The 21790-nt window shown below is 45.0% G+C and carries 19 protein-coding genes and 1 pseudogene; 7 read left to right on the top strand and 13 right to left on the bottom strand.

Going from position 1 to position 21790, the window contains the following annotated elements:
* Positions 1-31: 31 nt before the first annotated feature.
* The 8 genes from atpG to AB4623_RS14715 form a co-directional block, all read right to left on the bottom strand.
* A complete protein-coding gene (gene atpG, locus AB4623_RS14750) occupies positions 32-901 on the bottom strand; it encodes a F0F1 ATP synthase subunit gamma (protein WP_017064727.1) in 870 nt (289 codons plus the stop codon).
* A 46-nt stretch (positions 902-947) separates the two neighbouring features.
* Complete coding sequence (gene atpA, locus AB4623_RS14745) at positions 948-2489, bottom strand: F0F1 ATP synthase subunit alpha (RefSeq protein ID WP_017060841.1); 1542 nt, start codon at positions 2487-2489, stop codon at positions 948-950.
* A gap of 9 nt (positions 2490-2498) precedes the next feature.
* On the bottom strand, positions 2499-3050 hold the full coding sequence (locus AB4623_RS14740) for a F0F1 ATP synthase subunit delta (protein WP_017060840.1): 552 nt from the start codon (positions 3048-3050) through the stop codon (positions 2499-2501).
* Positions 3051-3061: 11 nt separating this feature from the next.
* Positions 3062-3532, bottom strand: a complete 471-nt coding sequence (locus tag AB4623_RS14735; protein ID WP_017060839.1) for a F0F1 ATP synthase subunit B — start codon at positions 3530-3532, stop codon at positions 3062-3064.
* Between the two features lie 54 nt (positions 3533-3586).
* Positions 3587-3823, bottom strand: coding sequence for a F0F1 ATP synthase subunit C (gene atpE / locus AB4623_RS14730; protein WP_004730405.1), 237 nt, complete (start codon positions 3821-3823; stop codon positions 3587-3589).
* A 47-nt stretch (positions 3824-3870) separates the two neighbouring features.
* Positions 3871-4641: a F0F1 ATP synthase subunit A gene (gene atpB / locus AB4623_RS14725; RefSeq protein WP_017060838.1), complete on the bottom strand. Its 771-nt coding sequence runs from the start codon at positions 4639-4641 to the stop codon at positions 3871-3873.
* Between the two features lies 1 nt (position 4642).
* Positions 4643-5044 (bottom strand): hypothetical protein, encoded by a 402-nt coding sequence (locus AB4623_RS14720; protein ID WP_061031080.1) that lies wholly within the window; start codon positions 5042-5044, stop codon positions 4643-4645.
* A gap of 757 nt (positions 5045-5801) precedes the next feature.
* Entirely contained in the window at positions 5802-6686 is an 885-nt protein-coding gene (locus AB4623_RS14715) for a LysR family transcriptional regulator (RefSeq protein ID WP_105058091.1), read from the bottom strand.
* Between the two features lie 157 nt (positions 6687-6843).
* Between AB4623_RS14715 and AB4623_RS14710 the strand changes: the two genes are divergently transcribed.
* From AB4623_RS14710 to AB4623_RS14680, 7 genes and pseudogenes are all read left to right on the top strand, one after another.
* The gene (locus tag AB4623_RS14710; RefSeq protein WP_017060835.1) at positions 6844-7242 is read left to right on the top strand and encodes a RidA family protein; all 399 of its coding nucleotides are present in this window, start codon (positions 6844-6846) and stop codon (positions 7240-7242) included.
* A gap of 187 nt (positions 7243-7429) precedes the next feature.
* A complete protein-coding gene (locus tag AB4623_RS14705) occupies positions 7430-8890 on the top strand; it encodes an aldehyde dehydrogenase family protein (RefSeq protein WP_372146736.1) in 1461 nt (486 codons plus the stop codon).
* Positions 8891-9096: 206 nt separating this feature from the next.
* On the top strand, positions 9097-10092 hold the full coding sequence (locus AB4623_RS14700; RefSeq protein WP_017066849.1) for a membrane dipeptidase: 996 nt from the start codon (positions 9097-9099) through the stop codon (positions 10090-10092).
* Between the two features lie 230 nt (positions 10093-10322).
* Complete coding sequence (locus AB4623_RS14695; protein ID WP_017066850.1) at positions 10323-11930, top strand: BCCT family transporter; 1608 nt, start codon at positions 10323-10325, stop codon at positions 11928-11930.
* 263 nt (positions 11931-12193) lie between these two features.
* Positions 12194-14006 (top strand): annotated as a pseudogene (locus AB4623_RS14690) (hypothetical protein).
* Positions 14003-14740: a DUF3726 domain-containing protein gene (locus AB4623_RS14685; RefSeq protein ID WP_017064722.1), complete on the top strand. Its 738-nt coding sequence runs from the start codon at positions 14003-14005 to the stop codon at positions 14738-14740. Before AB4623_RS14690 ends, AB4623_RS14685 begins: the two are co-directional and overlap by 4 nt.
* A gap of 396 nt (positions 14741-15136) precedes the next feature.
* Positions 15137-16429: an alpha/beta fold hydrolase gene (locus AB4623_RS14680; protein WP_017064721.1), complete on the top strand. Its 1293-nt coding sequence runs from the start codon at positions 15137-15139 to the stop codon at positions 16427-16429.
* 171 nt (positions 16430-16600) lie between these two features.
* Here the strand turns inward: AB4623_RS14680 and AB4623_RS14675 are convergent, their stop codons facing one another.
* From AB4623_RS14675 to ccoN, 5 genes are all read right to left on the bottom strand, one after another.
* The gene (locus AB4623_RS14675) at positions 16601-16783 is read right to left on the bottom strand and encodes a hypothetical protein (RefSeq protein WP_004730424.1); all 183 of its coding nucleotides are present in this window, start codon (positions 16781-16783) and stop codon (positions 16601-16603) included.
* A 282-nt stretch (positions 16784-17065) separates the two neighbouring features.
* Entirely contained in the window at positions 17066-17293 is a 228-nt protein-coding gene (locus AB4623_RS14670) for a PAS factor family protein (RefSeq protein ID WP_004730426.1), read from the bottom strand.
* Between the two features lie 267 nt (positions 17294-17560).
* Positions 17561-19717 carry a c-type cytochrome gene (locus AB4623_RS14665; RefSeq protein WP_372146734.1) on the bottom strand — a complete coding sequence of 719 codons (2157 nt, stop codon included), beginning with the start codon at positions 19715-19717 and terminating at the stop codon, positions 17561-17563.
* The gene (locus AB4623_RS14660) at positions 19714-20328 is read right to left on the bottom strand and encodes a cbb3-type cytochrome c oxidase subunit II (RefSeq protein WP_017064719.1); all 615 of its coding nucleotides are present in this window, start codon (positions 20326-20328) and stop codon (positions 19714-19716) included. Before AB4623_RS14660 ends, AB4623_RS14665 begins: the two co-directional genes overlap by 4 nt.
* Positions 20329-21753 (bottom strand): cytochrome-c oxidase, cbb3-type subunit I, encoded by a 1425-nt coding sequence (gene ccoN / locus AB4623_RS14655; protein WP_017069846.1) that lies wholly within the window; start codon positions 21751-21753, stop codon positions 20329-20331.
* Between the last annotated feature and the right edge of the window lie 37 nt (positions 21754-21790).

The raw sequence follows: 21790 nt of genomic DNA, 5'->3' as shown, positions 1-21790 counted from the left end.
AATTCTGTTCTTGACCCAGTCTTTTCTAGCCCTAGACAGCTTGGGCACCTGAGACTATTTCACTCAGCTCTTGGGTAATGGCAGCCTGACGCGCCTTGTTGTAGACCAACTGCAAGTCATCAATGAGTTGGCCTGCGTTATCAGTCGCCGCTTTCATAGCGACCATTCGGGCTGCTTGCTCACAGGCAATGCTCTCAACAATGCCTTGATACACTTGCGATTCGATGTATCGATGTAACAGTTCTGAGAGTATGTCTTTGGGTGCTTGCTCATAGATGTAGTCCCAACGACGCGCTTTTTTAGGCTCACCACCTTCCTCAGAATCCGAAGGGTGGGGGAGCAACTGCAAGGTCGTTGGCGCTTGAACCATGGTGTTGACGAACTGGTTGTAAACGAGATACAAGCTATCGATTTTACCTTCGTCGTAATGCCCGAGCATCGCATTCACCGTACCTAAGATGTCTTCTAACTTAGGTGTATCGCCAAGACCTGACGTTTGTGCAATAACGTTGCCGCCGCGTTGGAAGAACGAGATAGCCTTAGATCCCACTAAGGTTGTTTCTACCTCGACTCCCTTGGTGCGCCATTGCTCCATTTCTTCTAACACTTTCTTGAACAAGTTTGAGTTCAAGCCACCACACAAGCCGCGATCGGACGAGATAATGATGTAAGCGACACGCTTAGGTTCACGCTGTTGCAGGTAAGGGTGCTGGTACTCCAGGGAACCCGATGCAACATGAGAGATAACTTTTCGCATGTTCTCGGCGTAGGGGCGAGTTAGCGTCATGTTGTCTTGAACCTTGCGCATCTTACTTGCTGCAACCATTTCCATTGCGCTAGTGATTTTCTGAGTGTTACTAACACTGGCTATCTTGGTGCGAATTTCTTTAGTACTTGCCATAATCTGCTCCTATTTGTTTTGATTTCCAGCTAACAAACCGGAGCACTTACCAAGCTTTCATCCCAACAAAACCTTCTAGGATCTCTTTAAGAGCACCGTCGATTTCGTCATTGTAATCGCCTGTCGCGTTGATTTTTTCGAACAACGCAGGGTTCTGACCTTTGGCATAAGCAATCAGCTCTTCTTCAAAACGGGCAATGTTGTTTAGCTCAACACCGACCAAGTAGCCTTTCTCTGCTGCGTAGATAACCGTTGCTTGCTCAGCGACTGACATTGGAGAGTATTGTTTTTGCTTCATTAATTCGGTAACACGCTCACCATGGTCTAGCTGTTTGCGCGTCATCTCATCTAAGTCAGAAGAGAACTGAGCAAAGGCCGCCAGCTCGCGATATTGAGCTAATGAAGTACGGATACCACCAGACAGTTTCTTGATGATCTTGCATTGCGCCGCACCACCCACACGAGATACCGAGATACCTGGGTCTACTGCAGGACGTAAGCCTGAGTTAAACAATTGGGTTTGAAGGAAAACCTGACCATCGGTGATTGAGATTACGTTGGTTGGTACAAACGCTGATACGTCACCCGCTTGAGTTTCAATGATCGGAAGCGCCGTTAATGAGCCAGTTTGACCTTTCACTTCACCGTTAGTGAACTTCTCTACATACTCTGCATTCACTCGTGCTGCACGTTCTAGAAGGCGTGAGTGAAGGTAGAATACGTCGCCAGGGAAGGCTTCACGACCCGGTGGGCGTTTCAATAGCAACGAGATTTGACGGTAAGCAACGGCTTGTTTTGATAGGTCATCATAGATGATCAGTGCATCTTCACCGCGGTCACGGAAGTATTCACCCATGGTGCAACCCGCATAAGGGGCTAGGTATTGAAGCGCTGCAGACTCTGATGCTGATGCCACGACTACGATGGTGTTTTTAAGCGCATCGTGGTCTTCGAGTTTACGAACCACGTTAGCGATAGTGGAGGCTTTTTGGCCAATCGCTACATACACACATTTGATGCCAGAATCTTTCTGATTGATGATCGCATCGATAGCTAACGCTGTTTTACCCGTCTGACGGTCACCGATGATAAGTTCACGTTGACCACGACCGATTGGCACCATGGTATCAACCGCTTTATAACCAGTTTGAATAGGTTGATCAACAGACTTACGTTCGATTACACCCGGTGCAATCACTTCTACAGGGTCGAGTCGGTCACAACTCACTGGGCCTTTGCCATCGATTGGCTCGCCTAATGTGTTGACTACACGACCAAGAAGTCCGTTACCTACAGGTACTTCTAAGATACGACCTGTACCTTTCACTTTCATACCTTCAGAGAGGTCAGTGTAGGGGCCCATAACCACCGCACCTACTGAGTGGGTATCGAGGTTAAGTGCGAGTGCGTATTTGCCACCTGGTAGCTCAATCATCTCGCCTTGCATAACATCAGCAAGGCCATTGATTGTGATGATGCCATCACGAACCGATACGATAGTGCCTTCATTGCGAGCCTCGGTGCTCACATTAAATTTCGAGATGCGTTCTTTGATTAGATCGCTGATTTCATTTGAATTTAATTGCATAATTGTTACCTATCTCGCGTGAAGTTGATGAGCCAATCGGTCAATTGATGTGTTTAAAGAACCATCGATAACGGTTTCACCCGCTTTGATGACCATTCCACCCACTAACGTGTCATCAATAACCTGCTTCATTTCAACCTGACGCTCTAATTTCTTCTCAAGTGCAGCTGTTAGTGACGTAACTTGATCCTGTGTCAGCATTTCTGAACTGGTGACAGTGACAGGCACTACACGTTCATGTTCGTCCTTTAGCTCGCAGTACAATTCAAATAGGTCTCTTACAACAGAAAGGCGGCCGTTCTCGGCCAAGACTCGAATAAGATTAATGACGTGGTCATCAACGAGTCCTTGGCAAATATGAATGATGAGGTTTGCCAGCTCTTCTGTTTGGTGTGTAGAAGCACCTTCTGCTGAAGAAATCTGACTAGCGATCGTTTCTTCTTCCGCGACAGCCACAAGAATGGACAGCATTGAGTGCCACTCTTGTAACTGGTTTTCACCTAAAGCAAATTCAAACGATGCTTTGGCGTAGGGATGAGCAATATTGGTGTAATCTGACATATTGCCTCTCCTTAGAGTTCGCTAATCATTTGGTCAACTAGCGCTCGGTTCGTTGCGGAATCTAGGTTTTTGCTAATCAGTTTCTGTGCACTTTGAATTACTGCGTCTGCCATATCTGCCTGAAGTTCACGGCGTATCTTTTGGCGTTCGCCTTCTAGCTCAGCTCTACCTTGTTCTAAGATGCGTGCCTTTTCTTGCTCGGCTTCTTGTTGCGCTAAGCTGATGATTTCATTGCGGCGTTTTCGGCCCTGTTCAACCAGTTCAGTCACATCTTTTCTTGCATCTTCGATGAGTTGCGCGCCATTTGATTTTGCTAGTTCTAGCTCTTTCGCAGCGTTCTCTGAGTGGCGTAAACCATCAGCGATTTCTTTTTGGCGCTCGTCTAACATCGCGGTGAGAGGGGGCCATACATATTTCATGCAGAGCCAAACAAAAATCACGAATGAGATTGCTTGTCCAAACATGCTTGCATTTAAGTTCATACCTTCCTCACTAAATCTTGATTATTTACAAATCGATCTTTCAAAGCGGTTTGATTAAGCCACGGCGAAGATGATGTATAGACCGATACCAACACCGATCATCGGTACTGCATCCACAAGACCCATCATGATGAAGAATTGAGTACGAAGCATTGGAGTAAGGTCTGGTTGACGCGCAACACCTTCAAGGTATTTACCTGCTAAGTTACCAATACCAGATGCTGCACCTGCTGCACCTAAACCGATCAGTAATGCACCTGCTACATATAAAACTGCGCTTACGATATCCATTTGTATCTCCGATAAATAATTTGTTAGTTAAATTTTTTAGTTATTAATTAGTGGTGTTCTTCTGTTGCCATACCTAAATAAACAACGGTCAGTACCATAAATATAAATGCTTGCAAGAATACGATTAATATGTGGAATAGTGCCCAAGGAACACTCAGTGCCCATTGCATCCACCATGGCATTAATGCGATCAGAATAAATATCATCTCACCTGCATACATGTTTCCAAATAATCGTAAGCCTAGTGATATAGGTTTTGAAATTAATGTTATTAATTCAAGAACTAAGTTAACAGGGTATAAAAGAGGGTTATCAAATGGCTGCGTAGTAAGCTCTTTGATAAAGCCTTTCAATCCTTTATTTTTAAATGTATAAGTCAACAGTAAGATAAATACACCGAGTGCCATCGACATTGGAATATTTACGTCCGCCGTTGGTAGATCTCTAAAGTGTTCTAGACCCATTGCACGACTTAATGCTGGTATGAAATCTATTGGTAATAAATCGACCGCGTTCATTAACAACACCCAAACAAAAGTGGTTAATGCCAGTGGCCCTATTAATTTATCCTCCGCTTGAAAAATCTCTTTTACTAGGTTGTTTACAAAATCAAATATCAGTTCGATAAAACATTGAAATCGACCTGGAACACCGCTGGTGCCCTTAGTCACTACGTATCGAAAAGCTCCAATAAACAGTAAACCCGTAATCCAAGATACCAACATCGAGTCGATATTGAACGCCCAGAAACCATCACCTGTAGTTAAGAAGGTTAAGTGATGCTCTATGTATTCGTGAGCGGTAGTTACTTGATCCATACTACACGTACTCCGATCTTGTAGAGGCAGTAATAAATGGTGTTAAGAAGTACCCAACCATAGTGAGAATATATGCGTACAATATTACTGGGTTATCCAATTTGAAAAACTGGAACGCCAAGATAAACATTAAGAACGTATAAGTTATTTTCACGACACGACTCATTTGCATTAAGTCACGTAAACTATAATTAGGGTTCTTGCGCACCTTTAGGCTTGCATATATAAAACCAAACAGCGGAGGTAGCATCGCAATAACGATACCCAAAGCCGACGATTCCATATCTACTTTATTACCAAAAAACACTTCATATAAAACTACACCGACGGCTAATACTACTTGGCAGAGAACAACTCTTTTAGCAGCGACAAGAATGTCACCACTTATTCCGTTAAGCCTCATAATAAAACCTTATATTTAACAGTGTAAGCTCATATAAAACACAGTTTGAATATGTCTTGCTACTCGCATTTACTTGTTAATAAAACTTTGCTTGTTAACAAAGAGATAATCTTGCTGGTTTTATATCTCCTGACGAAATAGAACGATATAAACTAATTCGCTCTCGTTTCGACAAAATATAAACTACGCCTAAAATTATGTGATCAAAACGACAAATATCGACATCAATAATTCCATTTTTGAAATGGGTGTTTTCCATTTATGAAAGTAATAATTCTGTCACTATAATCATGAATATTTCAGATGATTTACTGATAACTTTAAGTATTGATAACTGCTCGAATAAATCAGGGTCAAGCCAAGTGTGTTGAAGGCAATCAATTTATATTTTTCAGACACTTAAATTAACTTTTCATCAGAGGTAGAGTCGGACTCTAGATGTGTTAATTCATCACTATTTGGTTATTTATAGCGAGCAGCGTGCGCTTATTAACGCGGGAATATATATTTTTTATCTATTACTCATGAAGCGTGGAAAAACTGTGCCACATCAATGGTTATCCGCATTTTTGTTACTCATCGAGGTATTTATGGGCGGTTAGATTGGATGGTAAGGGGAAGAATTGAGAGTGTTAAAACCGTTTTTATGAAGTTCAAACTACACTTAAGAGCTTGTTGATAGTGGTTGATGCGGCCAGATAAAGCGTATTTTGAAGCAACAAATGGCAGTGTAGCACTGCCATTTGCTAAACCTTGTTTATGAAGCTTCATAGCTCAGATATTGAATACACAAGTCATGAAAAGCTTGCGCTTGGGGTGAGATAGTACGGTCAGACAGTCGGAATATGCCAATTTGTCTCTGTAATGGCGGGTCGATCAAAGGAATCCACACTAAACGCGTTTCATTGGTAGGGAAGGCCAGTTTAGGCAGCGTGGTTACCCCAATGCCTAATTCCAACACAGAAAACAGAGAAGTAATGTTCTCTACGGAATACAGGGCTTGTTCGCTGAGCATACGTGCAGGTGTTGGATCGAGTAGGGTGCAAGTCCCGTTACGAATGAAGGGCTGTTTTAACAGAGTTTGCCATTCGATCCCTTCAGGTTGAGCGGCGATAGGGTTGTCCTTTAAGCAGACCACACCGATAGGATCGGAAAGAAGTGGGGTGAAGTCGATACTCTCTTCTTCTAAATGGGAGGTGTTGCCTAGGGCGACATCTACTTCTCCAGAGAGTAATCGTGCTTCTACACCTGCCGCATTATCATCAATCAAACTCACTTCTACATTCGGGTATTGCTCACAAAAGGCCCCTAACACGCTAGGGATCAATTTGGCTGCCACCGAAGGCACGCTCGCTATTCGAACTCTTCCTTGTTGTCCTGCTGCCGCTGCGCGTAAGTCATTGTCTAATGCTTTGTAAACATTCAAGAATTGAATGATTTTCGGTAGGCATATTTCACCAAAAGGTGTCAGTGTAGATTTGTTGCCTGTTTCAAACAGTGGCTGACCAAGTATTTTCTCAAGCTCTTTTATTGAAGTAGACAGTGCCGCTTGAGAGCGATTTGCTCGGTGAGAGGCGGCACGAAATCCACCTTCTTCGACCACTAAAACAAAATGTTTTAACTGTTGTAGCTTAATACTCATGACTCCGATCCTTCTCTAGCCCTTGCTATACCTTACTTTTTGAAAGGTGATAGATTTTATTTATCAAATGCACAAAATTTACCGTTAGATTTATCAGGCGTCAAGGTGCAGTATTTAACCATCTTGAAACATAGTTGTTACAAAGTTGGATGAAATCGTGAACGCACAAACTAAAAAACACCCAGTAAAAACCTCTCTTTTTGCTTCAAAAGCACCACTAGAGTGGGCAATCGTTAATAACGGCACTCTATACACTGCGCAGATTCCAATCGATGAAACGGGCGCAGTAGTAGAAGGCGGTATTGAAGCGCAAACGCGTCAGACTTTTAACAACCTTGTTCATACCTTGGAGTGTGCAGGCGAATCGATGGATTCTGTGCTGCAGGTTCTGATTTACGTGACTGACCGTGAATACCTGAAAACGGTAAACAGCGTATACGGAGAATACTTCAACGCACCTTATCCAAATCGTGCAGCAGTCGTTGTTGCAGGGCTAGCTAGAGAAGAGATGTTGGTTGAGTTCGTGGTTTATGCATCGGCGTCTCAACCTGAATAAATGGACTGTGAACTGAGGCAATTTGCCAATCAAAGCTGTTTGTCTACGCAGATCTTTACTAATACAAGCGAATAGTTTTACGTCTAGATACAAAATTAATACTTATTCTCTATATGAATTAACAATTTATTAATTAATCCGATGGTTGCCAGACTCAACCGCAACCTAACGTTACAAGGACAGAATGATGACTCACTTACAGAATGTTCAAGCAGAAAACGCACTTTACATTGGCGGCGAATGGCAAGCGGGTGTAAGCACCGTAGCGAACATTAACCCATCAGATATTTCTGAAAATATTGGCAACTTTGCACAAGCAAGTGCTGAACAAGTTCAACAGGCGATTTCAGCGGCGAAGCACGCTCAACCAGAGTGGGAAAAAACGCCGATTGAACGTAAGCAAGCAGTACTTCAAGCGATTGGTGATGAGCTGATTGCCCGTTGTGATGAGCTGGGCATTTTGCTATCTCGTGAAGAAGGTAAGCCTTTTGCTGAAGGTCGCGGTGAGATTTACCGTGCAGGTCAGTTCTTCCAATACTTTGCGGCTGAAGTGCTTCGCCAAATTGGTGACAACGCAGATTCTGTACGCCCGGGTGTTTCTGTTGAAGTGACTCGCGAAGCGGTGGGCGTTATCGGCATTATCTCTCCTTGGAACTTCCCGACAGCAACAGCAGCTTGGAAAATTGCTCCAGCATTGGCTTTCGGTAACAGCGTTATTTGGAAACCAGCAAACCTAACACCAGCAAGTGCGGTCGCGCTTACAGAGATCATCCACCGCCAAGGTATCCCTGCAGGTACGTTTAACCTTGTACTGGGTAGCGGTTCAACAGTAGGTGATGCACTGATCAACTCTAAAGAAGTGAACGGTGTGAGCTTTACCGGTTCTGTTGATACGGGTCGTAAAGTGGCAGCGGCTACAGCGCCAAACTTCGTTCGATGCCAACTAGAAATGGGCAGTAAGAACGCACTTGTTATTGCTGACGATGCTGATATCCAAACTGCGGTTGATGCAACGATTGCAGGTTCTTTCTCTGGCGCAGGCCAAAAATGTACCGCGTCTTCTCGCCTTGTGGTTATGGATAGCATTCACGACCAATACGTTGAAGCACTGATTAAACGTATGAGCGAGCTGAAAGTGGGTCACGCACTGGAAGAGGGTGTGTTCATGGGCCCTGTCGTTGATGGCAACCAACTTGAAGCAAACCTAGGTTGGGTTGAGAAAGCACGTCAAAGCGGCGGTGAGCTGGCATTTGGTGGCGAACGCTTGAGTATGAAGCACGAAGGTTTCTACATGTCTCCAACGCTGTTCTTGAACACTAAGAACGATTGGGAAGTGAACCAAGAAGAAGTGTTCGCACCAATGGCAAGTGTGATTCGTGTCGCTGACCTAGAAGAAGCGATTGCGACAACCAACGACACTCGCTTCGGTCTAACAGGCGGCATCATTACTCAGAGCCTACGTACTAGCGCAATGTTCAAGCAACAAGCGCAGACCGGTTGTGTGATGGTCAACCTACCAACAGCAGGCACGGATTACCACGTACCGTTTGGTGGTCGTAAAGAGTCTAGCTTCGGTCCTCGTGAGCAAGGTCAATACGCGAAAGAGTTCTACACAGTGGTTAAGACGGCTTACCAACGTCCTTACTAATCCACTTTCTAAATAAGAATTGGATAGCTGAATTAACTTCCTAGCTATCCAGCTATCGAATTGGCCTGATTCACAGAGTCAGGCCAACATTCAAACCAAAGCAGCAAACGAACTTAGACAAGTGATTTAACCCATTTTTGAAAACATGTTATTTGAGCGTGTTTTCAAAACCGAGCTAGAACACTGAGCTTTCAATAGGAGTGGTTATGTACCAGCAACGGATTGTTATAGATGGATTGCAATACTGCAATTGGAACAGAGAATATTTCCAAACACTAAAGGCGAGCGGCATTACAGCAGTTCACGCTACCGCGGTTTACCACGAGACGGCTCGTGAAACCTTATCTCGCTTTGCAGAATGGAATTTAAGATTCGAGCAGAACGCAGACCTTATCATGCCGATTCACTCAATGGCTGATGTCGAGACTGCAAAAGCGACTGGCAAAGTCGGCATTTTCCTTGGTGCTCAAAACTGTTCTCCAATCGACGATGAGATCGGTCTTATCGAAGTGATGCGTAAGCAAGGTCTTTTGATCATGCAACTGACGTACAACAACCAGAGCTTATTGGCGACGGGTTGCTACGAGAAGAACGACACAGGTATTACTCGCTTTGGTAAACAAGCCATCGAAGAGATGAACCGAGTGGGCATGATCATAGATATGTCTCACAGTGCAGAGCGCTCAACACTTGAAGCTATCGACTTGTCTTCTCGTCCTATTTGTATCAGCCATGCGAACCCGACGTTTGCTCATGATGCACTACGAAATAAATCAAACGATGTAATTAAAGCTCTAACCGCACGCGGCGGCTTAATCGGATTCAGCTTGTACCCATTCCACCTACCAAACGGCAGCCAATGTACCTTGGAAGATTTCTGCCAGATGGTTGCGACTACGGCTGACATGGTCGGCGTAGAGCACCTCGGTATTGGCAGTGACCTATGCTTAAACCAACCTCAAGCCGTTCTTGAATGGATGAGAAATGGTCGTTGGTCTAAAGCAATGGACTACGGCGAAGGCTCTGCGAACAACTCAGGTTGGCCAGATGCGTTGCCTTGGTTCTGTGGTAGTGCGGGTATGGAAAACATATATAACGGATTGATGCGTCATGGTTTCAGCGAGTCTGAAGCTGGGCAAGTCTTGGGAGAAAACTGGTTTAACTTCTTGAAAGATGGCTTAGAGCCTCAAAGCAAGGGTTAACGGTTTCTCGCGAGCCATCATCGAATTAGCAGCCTTCTAACAAACGTTCAATAAGCAAGTGCTGCTTAAACCAATTTCACTATTCAAAAGGAACAACGGTCTATTTCGCAACGCGGTAACCCAAACATGGATTAGCCTGCCCAACACAAAAAACAATAGGGCAGGTGTTAAATACACCCTTGTAGTCATCATTCAAATGACAGCTGCAAAGAAACCTCTGGAGTCAGAGTATGTCTGATTTAACCAATAGCGTGAAATCTTCAAGCTTAAATGCGGGTCAAGCACACACAACAATTAATGCAAAAAGCAACACAAACGAGTCTGAGTCTACGTCAGACAAATTAGGCCTATCCAACCCAGCACTTTGGTACAGCGGCGGTTTTATCGCTCTGTTCGTGGCACTTGCTCTATTTGATGGCGAGCTGTTATCAAGCCTAGTAAATACGGGCTTTGCATGGTCTGTAAAAGTATTCGGTCCTTACTGGCAAATGCTTCTTCTTCTGACTTTTCTTATTGGTCTTGGCCTGGCGGCAGGGCGAACAGGCAAGGTTATCCTAGGCGGCATCGCTAAACCTGAAATGGACGGCTTCCGTTGGATGGCGATCATCTTCTGTACGCTACTGGCAGGTGGCGGTGTATTTTGGGCAGCAGCAGAGCCTATCGCTCACTACGTTAGCCCACCACCATTGTACGGCGCACAAGAAAACGCACAGCAAGGCGCGGTGAATGCTTTATCGCAATCCTTCATGCACTGGGGTTTTCTAGCATGGGCCATTGTCGGTAGCTTAACGTCTATTGTGGTGATGCACCTTCACTACGACAAAGGCTTACCGCTTAAACCTCGTATTTTGCTTTACCCAGTTTTAGGCGAGCGAGCATTGAAAGGTCACACCGGCGCATTGATTGATGCATGTTGTATTGTCGCAGTAGCGGCGGGCACCATTGGTCCTATCGGCTTCTTAGGCTTGCAAGTGAGCTACGCACTGAACGCACTGTTTGATATTCCTGATGGCTTCACGACGCAGCTTATCATCATCCTGTTCGCTATCGTTCTATACACATTGTCGGCATTAAGTGGTCTTAACCGCGGAATGCAAATGCTAAGCCGTTACAACGTAATTTTAGCAATGTCATTGATGGTCTACATTCTGATCTTCGGCCCAACAAACTTCATTTTCAATGGCTACATCCAAGGTGTAGGCAGCATGATAGACAACTTCATCCCAATGGCAACATACCGTGGTGACGAAGGTTGGTTGAGCTGGTGGACAGTATTCTTCTGGGGTTGGTTCTTAGGTTACGGCCCAATGATGGCAATCTTCATCGCACGTATTTCACGCGGTCGTAGTATTCGCCAATTGGTATCAACCATCAGTCTTATTGCACCGTTCGTAACATGTTTCTGGTTCACCATTGTTGGCGGTTCTGGCCTTGCGTTTGAAATTGCAGACCCAGGCAGCGTAAGTAAAGCGTTCGAAGGCTTTAATTTACCTGGCGCGCTACTGGCAGTAACTCAGCAACTACCAATGCCAATGCTTATCTCTATTCTGTTCTTGATCTTGACGACGATCTTCATCGTAACGACAGGTGACTCAATGACTTACACCATCAGTGTGGTAGTCAGCGGTGAGACAGAGCCTAACGCAATTATTCGTACTTTCTGGGGTGTGATGATGGGGGTAACAGCATTGATTCTGATTTCCCTAGGTTCCGGCGGTATTTCAGCGCTGCAATCATTCATAGTTATCACAGCGGTACCGGTGTCCTTAATCTTGCTGCCATCACTTTGGAATGCGCCTCAAATCGCAATCAAGATGGCGAAAGATCAAGGCTTATAAAACATCAATGCCGGTATAAAGAAGAAAATGTAGAGATAAAGCTCTCTAAAAACTGAAGATAAACAAGGTGTGAGCCTTTGAAAGAAGGCTGATACAAGATTCCGGAAGGAAGATAAAAACCGTACTGGTGAAGATACACCGGGCGGCACGTATTTAGGTCAATCGATCTAGTCAGGACAAATAATAAGTGGCGAGTTCGCTTGCCTCGATAATATCAATAACGATTAAAAACGTGAAAGCTAACCAACATACTGTCGCTATATATGCTTCAAAAGACAGCAACGATCGGTTCTGAATGGCTAGCAAAATCCTATAACTATTAAGGTGGTGAGCAAAATGGATGCACATCGTTCTACCTACACTGAATCAGCACTACGTGACGCAACGGTCGTCATGGCACCGGAAAGACTGGGTGCTATGCACCAAACACGCATCAGCTTCGTAAGAACTCTGATTCGTAAAATGGCGCAACAGCAATGGAAAGTGACTAAGCATGAGTGGCAACTAGAGGCTCGAGGTTTTGGTCATGTTATCTATAAGCTAGAGACGCCAAATCATGTTTATCATTTGGTTGTTTTCTGCGATGAGATTGCAGACGACGAACGAAATGACCGTGTAATTGCTGAAAAGTGGGACGTAACGTTTGCTCTGGTTCTTGGTGATGTTGATGTCACCCTACTTGAGAGACTTCGTGCGAATGTACCGCTACAAGAAGCAGGCCGTAACCCTAACAATGTGCTTGTTTTAGCGCGTGCCAACAAAAGTGTACGAGTGTTTGAACATATTGTTAGTCACTTGGCTAAAGGTGTTCAACCAACGCCAAAAGAGCTAGCGGAAGTTGGCTACATCCTACGAACCACAGCGGTTTATGGTAATGGTAAGTTTGGTATTGCTGACTTTAAAATCTTGGAAAAGAATCCAGATTTTAATCAATCGTTCAGTGCTCAAATGTGTGCTGTTTATATGCTGCGTGAGTTCAGCCTAGATTGGGTTCATTACCTAGCGGAGCAACAAGGCGGTGAACAAGCGATTACCTTGCACAGAGGCTTACAACGCTACCTAGGTGTGGGTAATGCCACAGGTTTAGGTATGGCGCCATATCTGATTAACCACCCAAGTATTGTCGATCAATGGATGACAACCCGTGAGCATGCATTAGCTGACGTGTTAGCTAATCACACGGATACGGCATTGATTGAGCCCCTACGTACATTAGTTAAAAAAGCGATTTGTCATTTAGAACAAGTTGTTACCATCAATGAAAATCAGCAAGAGTTGAACAAAACCGCTGTTGATGAGTTGAAACACGCAGAACAGTCACTAGAAGCTTCTGTAAACCATTGCGATACATGGGCGCAGTTAGTTGAACAATCTAAGCACATGAGTATGGAAGCCCAAGAAATCCTTATCTCATGCTTGATGGAATTGTACCCAGAATTAGTGGACGCCCATCAAGAGCAAATGAATTGTAGCGAAACACTCTCGCTTCCTAGTGGCAAAAAGATCCAAGACCTATTGGTTGTGTTAGAAGAAAAGTACCGTTGGGCGATCACGACTGACTTTACGAAAGCAGAAAATAACTACTGGTTCTGGTATCGCTCTCAGGACAAAGAAGAGCCAAGGCTCGGTGTTCGAGGCGAGGAACTCGGCGAAGAGCGCGAACTGCCGTTGGATATCGGCCGTCAAGCTTACCGTCTGTACCATGCTTTATTGCAATTCGCGCCAGAGCTTTCATTGGCTGAATTCCTTGTTAAACAACCGCAGCATCGTGCCATTGCGCGCCGTGTGTGGACGTTAGGTAACAAGGCGATGGGCGACATTCAAATGAACGTGCTGCACCAAGACTCGCCACCAATGCATTTGCTGCGTTGTAAGCTAGCGATGTTTGGAGCGACTAAGTTTGATCCTCGCTCAGACCGTTGGGTACGAGTGACGTTTTTCCAAGGTGCACCGTTGCTTGATGAAATTCATCAGGACGAATGGGTGTTCCCAATCTTACCAAGTGAAGCGGAGATCGCTGACTCAAATAAAGTTCCTACACATATCAACGCTCAACATGGAGGTAAATCGTTATGATCGTTTCTCACAATGAACTGGTAGCGGCCGTTAATAAAGCCTTTCTGGGTATGCGTCGTACATGTGGTGAAGCCGATGTGATAGCGAACATGGTGGCAGATTTACAAATGGTTGGCTTGGATGGTGTTCGTCATTTTAACAATGCGAGCAACTTTATGGGGCTAGAAGACGATTGCCCTGTAGACATCCAAGTGACAAGCGACAACACAGTTGAAGTGGACCTGCACAAGGCGAGCTTAGCGTGTCATCTTCCTGTGGTGATGGATTACGCCATTGAAAAAATGGTCGGTAAAAAGACGCTGAAAATCGAGCTAAACAACTGTCATAACCGTTGGTTAGCGTACAGTGAGCTTGTAAAACTGGCAGCGAAAGGCATCGCATGTACCGCACGTTGGGATAATGGCTCAAATCCTAAGAGCACCTTGTATGTGCTTAACCGTGGTTGCGTTGCACCAGAACTGTTTTTATCAGATTTGCCTCTGGCATCGGACGATCATATCCACAATATGACCATCGAGCTTTCCGTCCAGGATTTCGATATCGAACGTTTGTCAGATGGCTACCAAACACACATTGAATCGGAAGCGCTTTTTAAAACTCAAGAGAAGGCGTGGAACGAGGGCATTGAAGTTGACGATGGAGAGTGGGGCGCGTTGAAAGAAACGGCGACGGCTATCCTTGTTGAAAACAGCCAACGTTCAATTCAAGGTGCAGGTGAGCTCGAGGCTTCTTAGCTTTGTTTTATAGAGCTATAAGTTACAGAAGCTCAGTTTATAGATCTTTGGCTTATAGAAACTAAACCTATAAAGCCTGAGCTTGTTCAACCTAAAAACCTCATTTACAACAGATAAAACCAAAGAGCTTAACGTATCCTCACCTCGTTAAGCTCTTTTTATTTGTGTCCCACTTTTGTTCTTCTTCTCAATAGATCACATCTTAAACTCTCTGTTTTGACACAAGTTGTTACGCGTATAAAGCTAATTTGGCGATTTAATGAAGTACCTTCACATTCAGGTTCAACAAACGGTTTCATTTACAAGCTAGTATGCGTATCTTGCTAACTACGGTGCCAAAGGGTGCCATTTTTATTCGTACCAATGACTTTAGAATCAGATAAAAAGGAATGAAGCGTGCAAGCTAACTTTATTGATGGAACCACCCTGTACCGTCAGCACTCTTTCGAGTTGCCACTTGATTATCAAGCCAAAGATGGACAACAGATCCAAGTCTTCGCACGTGAGCTGGTTGATCTCGCTAAAGATGAGCAAGAGCTGCCGTGGTTGATCTACTTTCAAGGCGGCCCAGGTTTTCCTTCTCCACGGGTGAGTGGTCAATCGGGTTGGCTAAAGCGTGCATTACAAAACTACCGTGTTCTGCTTCTAGACCAACGTGGTACTGGCAACAGCACGGTTATCAGCCATGAAACTTTGGCGCATTTGTCTCCAGAACAACAAGTCGAATACTTAACGCATTTCAGAGCGGATAACATCGTTCGTGACGCTGAAGCGATTCGTGAACAGTTTGGTATTAAGCAATGGTCGACGATTGGTCAAAGCTTTGGTGGCTTCTGTACACTGAGCTATTTGTCACTGTTCCCACAGAGCTTGCAGCGTTGTTATGTGACGGGCGGCATTCCTTCTATTGAACGAGAAGCTGACGATGTTTATCGTGCGACTTACAAGCGTGTAGAAGACAAAAACAGAGCTTTCTTTGCTCAGTTCCCACAAGCACAAGCTATGTGTCGCGAGATCTCTGATTACCTGCTCAACAACGATGTGAGACTGCCAAACGGTCAGGTGTTCACAGTTGAACAGTTCCAGCTAATAGGTATTAATCTTGGTGGCGGCGAAGCAAACCTTCCAATGTATTTCACACTGGAGAGTGCGTTTGTTGAAGTGAACGGTAACAGACAGCTGAGCTACAGCTTCCTAAATCAAATGCAGCAAGAGCAGGGTTACTTAACTAACCCAATTTACGCAATCTTGCATGAATCGATTTACTGTCAAGGTACAGCGTCTAACTGGTCTGCACATCGTGTTCGTGAGCAGTACCCACACTTCAACTACCAATCGGGCAGTGAGTTCTGGTTTACTGGTGAAATGGTGTACCCATGGATGTTCGACCAACTTGAAACGCTGAAGCCACTGCGTGAAGCCGCGAACATGTTGGCTGAAAAGTCGGACTGGGGCACTTTGTACAACGCAGAGCAGTTGAGCAAGAATACAGTGCCAATGGCGTGTGCCGTTTACGCCGATGACATGTACGTTGAGTTGGATTACAGCCGTGAAACATTGGCGAACATTCCTAACTCGAAAGCGTGGATCACCAATGAATATGAACACAATGGCTTGCGAGTAGACGGCGAAAGGATTGTCGATAAATTGATGACGATGGTTGAAGCGTTAGAAAATCTGCCAAAGTAATCAAGCTATTTGCACTAGAAACAAGATGCGTTAGAAGCTTTCTACTTTAGAAACTATCTACGTTAGAAATACGATACGCCAGAAACAAGAAAACGCTGCACCCATGCAGCGTTTTTTTATGTCATCGAACTATTCGATTTAAGGAACTAGGAGGGGTAGCCCTTGAAGCCATTAAGGTTGGATGACGATATCTTGATTTTCAGTGGTCGATAAGCTGGCGCGGTTCTGTTCGATAAGCTGAGCCGCATAAGAGGGAGTTACAGCTTGAATTTCGCCTTTTGAACGAATCGTTAATGCTTCCCACGCATGATCACGGTATTTGCCTGTTTGTGTATATTCAATAAGTACTCTCATGATTCTTTCATCCGATGTGTGGTTAACGTGCTACTAACATTAGCGCCATTATTGTGGTTACACACCTGTTAAAAATGGAACATAAGATTAACCAAATGAGAATACGTGTAACTTGAAAAACAGACCTAACTGCACTTATCTTCTTAACCGCGTTTATCGCAACTAACCGTATTTATCGCAACTAACAGCATTTATCGTAACCAACCTTACTTATCGTAAATAGCGTCCATAAAAAAACGCTGCACAATGGCAGCGTTAAAGTTGAGATAGGTTGAAGATTGCTTAGCTGTTTTCTAAGCCAACAATCTTGCGTGCAGACATCACTGCACTATCCAAATCGGTCAATCTACCAGCACTTGCTGGACCAAGAACTGATGAATACAAAGCCAACTGCTTCTCAAATGATAAATCTAATTGGTTATATAGATTTTGGCGGATTTGAGCGTGTTGCTGAGGCTTTGCGCTCGACAGGCCTTCCAACGTATCGTAGATGAGTGTAGTTGTATCCATAACTGTCCTTAGTACATCTTTAGAAAATTTTGCATATTATGCACTTGGTGTCATCTTTGTTCTGCGAGATTGATCGCATTATGTGCAGCTCTGCTTAATTGTGTAATCAGTTAGTTACAATTGTGTTGTACGGCAAAGTATCGAAAACTTGGGTTTGGGCAAAAGAAAAGGAGACACAGTGGTCTCCTTTTGGCTTGTTAGGCAAACATAAAAGTTACGTGCTGTTCGCTGCTTGTTGGGCCAATCGGCTACGCACAGCTACAGCGCCTATCGTATGTTAATGTTCTTATCTCGATTTTCGTACATTTCAGGTGTGGTGTGTAATCCACCTGCATAGCCTGCTGCTTCAAGTGTTTCTCTTACCTCTCGAACATGCTCAGCCGTGACCGGTTCATTTCTGTCGCCAAGGTTTAAACGCACAAACGTGATTAACTCAGCTAAGCGTTGATCCGACAGTACATCCTCAAAACTTGCCATTGGCATGAAATTTCTGTCTTTGTCGAGATAGGTGGGTTGCAAGCCGCGCACCGTTACCGCAATGGTATTGAATGGGTCGCTGTGCATGATAATACCGTTGTTCAACAGAGTAGGGGCGATTGGATCGCGACCTTTACCATCGTCACCATGACAGGCCCCACAGGTTTGACGATACGTGGTGTAGATTTCACTGGCATACGCAGCTTCATCAAACCCTTTAGGCTGTAACTGAACGGCATCACTGGCAATGGTGTTGTTGATGTCCCCACTGAGTAGGTAATAGGACATCGACTCAATATCTTCACGCGTCATCAAGCTTAGGCTGTTTTTCACTACATCAGCCATACCCGCAAAAGCGGTGCCTTTGTCTGAATGTCCTGTGTGTAAAAAGTCTGTGAGTGTTGCTTCATCCCAACCATCGATATAGAGCTCATTGGCTGTAATATCAGGCGCGTTCCAACCGTCGATCAAGTTACCTTGGAAAATACGTTCTGGTATCAGTGCTTGGGCAATATTTCGAGGTGTATGGCACTCCGAACAGTGACCAAGTCCTGCGACCCAATATTTGCCTTGTTGCCACTTATCGACATCCTCAATTTCTCCTTTGAGCTCTTCTGGTACTTCATAATCAATAGGGTCTGTATCCATAAATACGATGTTCCAGCCAAGCAAACCTAAGCGAATATTGGATGGAAACATCATGCTGTTGTCATCATTGCGTCGTGGCACGGCAGTGATTGACTGCATGTATTCCCACAAATCGACCATGTCTTGGTCGGTGAGGTATTGATAAGAGGTGTAGGGCATTGCAGGGTACAGGTAACCATTCTTACCTTTACCTGCAACTAACGCAGCTCGGAAATCGTCGAAGTCATAAGTCCCGATCCCTTCGGTGGTGTGTGGCGTTATGTTGGTTGAATACACGGTACCGAAAGGGGTCACAAACGGTAGGCCTCCAGCAAAGGGTTCGCCACCTTCTGCACTATGACAAGCCACACAGTCACCGGCATAAGCGAGATATTCTCCGCGCTCAACAGATGACGCTTTCAAACTCGCGAGCCTTTGTTGCTCAACTTCACCAGCGTGTCGGATATAAGCCCCAAGCGCGAGTATCTCGTTCTCACTGAGCTGCTCATCAAACGCAGGCATTAGGTTGTTCAAACCGTAATTGATGGTGTGCTGAATCTCTTCAATACTCCCTCCGTGAAGCCAGATATCATCGGAAAGATCAGGTACGCCAATCGCTGGGTTAGCGACAGCACCATCGGCATGACAAGACGAACAGTATTGGACGAACAAGGTTTTACCGAGCTCGACTTTAATCTTCGGCACATCGGTATGACGTTGGTTGAGGGAGGCTAGATAGTAGGAGACTTTTGCCACCTCGTCTGGGCGCATGATTTCACTCCAACCCGGCATCGCTCCATTTCGCCCTTTGGCAATCGAATGGATCACAGCTTCATCACTGCCGCCGTATAACCATTCTTGGTCGATAAGATTAGGGAAGTGTTTCTGACCTTGTGCATTATCTCGGTGACAAGCGGCACAGTGAGTTTGGAATAGAATCCTACCGCTGTTCACGATCTCTGGGACAGCAGCTAATCCCTCTAACGTGGTTTCGCTGGTTTGTGCAAATTGCTCATTGAGAGTGGTGGATGGTGAACTGAGCTTATCGTCGCTTTGTTCCCAATCGACTAAGCCTTCCCATTCGCCGAGCCCGGGGTAGAGCACCAAATAACCCGCAGACAAAAGAAATGCCACTGCATAACTGATAAATAACAGCTTAGGTGGAGGCGCATCTTTCTCTTCAATACCATCAAAGGTGCCAATGGTGTGGTCGTGATCGGCCTTGTGATTGCTACGCCAGTATTTAACGACAACAGACACCATCAGAACAAAGAATATTAAGGTTAAGAGTACCGCCCATAGATTCCAGAATGTGCTCATTGTGATACCTCCTGTGACGTATCTTTACCCAGGCTTTGTAAATAGCGAATCAGAGCTTCACCTTTGGTTTTGCCTCTTACTTGCAAACGGGCATCACCAATTTCTTGATCGGTATAAGGCACACCTAAGGTACGTAACACTTCCATTTTGGCGCTAATATCATCGCCAGTCAGAGTCTGCTCAAATAGCCACGGGTAAGAGGGCATGATCGAGGTCGGTACGACTTTTCGAGGGTCAATTAAGTGAATAGCATGCCATTGGTCAGAATACTTTCTACCTAAGTTAGTGAGGTCAGGACCAGTACGTTTAGAGCCCCACAAGTTAGGAAACTCATAGATATCGTCTGCTTCTTGGTTCGGGCGACCATTACGCTTCACTTCTGGCTCTAGAGGGCGAACCATTTGTGTGTGACAAACATGGCAGCCTTCACTGATGTATATGTCTCGGCCTGCTAACTCAATCGGTGTGAGAGGCATCGCTAAGCTGCCTTTGGCAATATCATCGCCACGGACAATGCTTGGCACTACCCAGACCAATAAAGAGAAGGAGGCCACGACAACAGTGGTCAAAATTAAAATGACGATTGAATGTGTAAAGTCTTTACTCATCATTTAAGCTCCTTCATTAACAGTGTGTTTAGCATCATTTGTTACGGGCATACGAACCGTTTTGTACAAGTTGAAAGCCATTAAGAACAATCCAAGTACAAACAGCGCGCCACCAAAGAAACGCATGAATAGCCAAGGTGCTTTAAAGTCCATAGCTTCTACAAAACTGTAAATCAGTTCGCCATTTTCATTTTGAGCGAGCCACATATATCCCTCGCCGATGCCTGCGATCCAAAGTGCTATTGCATAGATGGCGACGCCAGCATGAGCAAGCCAAAAGTGCCATTTAATCAGTCGTCGTGACCATAGATCGGTTTGGCCCCATAAGCGTGGAATGAAGTAGTAAAAAACCGCTATCCCTGACATCCCAACCCATCCGAGAGCTGCGGAATGTACGTGCCCGATGATCCATTCGGTGTTGTGTGCCACCATGTTGAACCAGCGAATAGCGAGTAGCGGACCTTCGAATGTTGCCAAGCAGTAGTAAAGAATCGCTGAGAAAAAGAATAAAAGAATGTAGTCGGACTTCAGCTTTTCTTTATTTTGTAGGAGGGTCATTGCGCTATTGAACGCGCCTGCCCAAGAAGGGAGCCACAGGATCAAAGACATAACGATGCCGATGTTCTGAATCCAGATGGGAACAGAAGAATAAACCAAATGGTGCGTTCCGGCCCACGTGTAAAAGCCGACCAAGCCCCAGAAATGGATCACAGACAAACGGTACGAGTAGATAGGTCGATCCGCCGCTTTGGGTATGAAATAGTAGTTCATACCAATCACACCAGCGGTCAGCAAGAAACCGACGGCATTATGTCCCCACCACCATTGAACAATCGCATCTTGAGCGCCTGCAAACACAGAGTAGGACTTCATCGCCAACACAGGCATCGCGAGGTTGTTCACGATGAAAATCATTGCAACGACGATAATGAATGCAGCAAAGAACCAGTTAGCCACAAAGATATGGCTGACCTTTCGTTTAGCAAGGGTGCCAAAGAACAACACCGCGTACAGCACCCAAACCAACACAATCATCAAGTCGATTGGCCATTCAAGCTCCGCATACTCTTTTGAGGTAGTGTGGCCTGCGGGTAAGGAAATGACCGCAAGTAACAGGATGAATTGCCAGCCCCAAAATACCATCCATGAAAGGCTTTTGTTGAACAAGTCACAATGGCCTGTTCGCTGGGCAATGTATAAAGACGTCCCCATCAAGATATTCACGACGAAGCCGTAAATTACTCCAGAGGTATGTAGCGGACGCAGTCGACCAAATTGGAAATACTGAGAATCAAAGTTTAAGACTGGCCAATATAATTGCGCGGCGAGAATCACGCCGATGATCATACCAACAATCGCCCACACTAAGGATGCAATGATGAAGTACTTCACGACCTTAATGCTGTATTGCGTTGTCACTTGTTCCATAACAAGGCTCCTTGCCTAGAGGTTTTGAATCGCTGAC

The organism is Vibrio sp. 10N.222.52.C12, from assembly GCF_041474215.1.
In the GTDB taxonomy this organism is placed as follows: domain Bacteria; phylum Pseudomonadota; class Gammaproteobacteria; order Enterobacterales; family Vibrionaceae; genus Vibrio; species Vibrio crassostreae_C.
The sequence above is the reverse complement of the archived record's forward strand: the minus strand, read 5'-3'. Positions and strand labels throughout refer to the sequence as shown.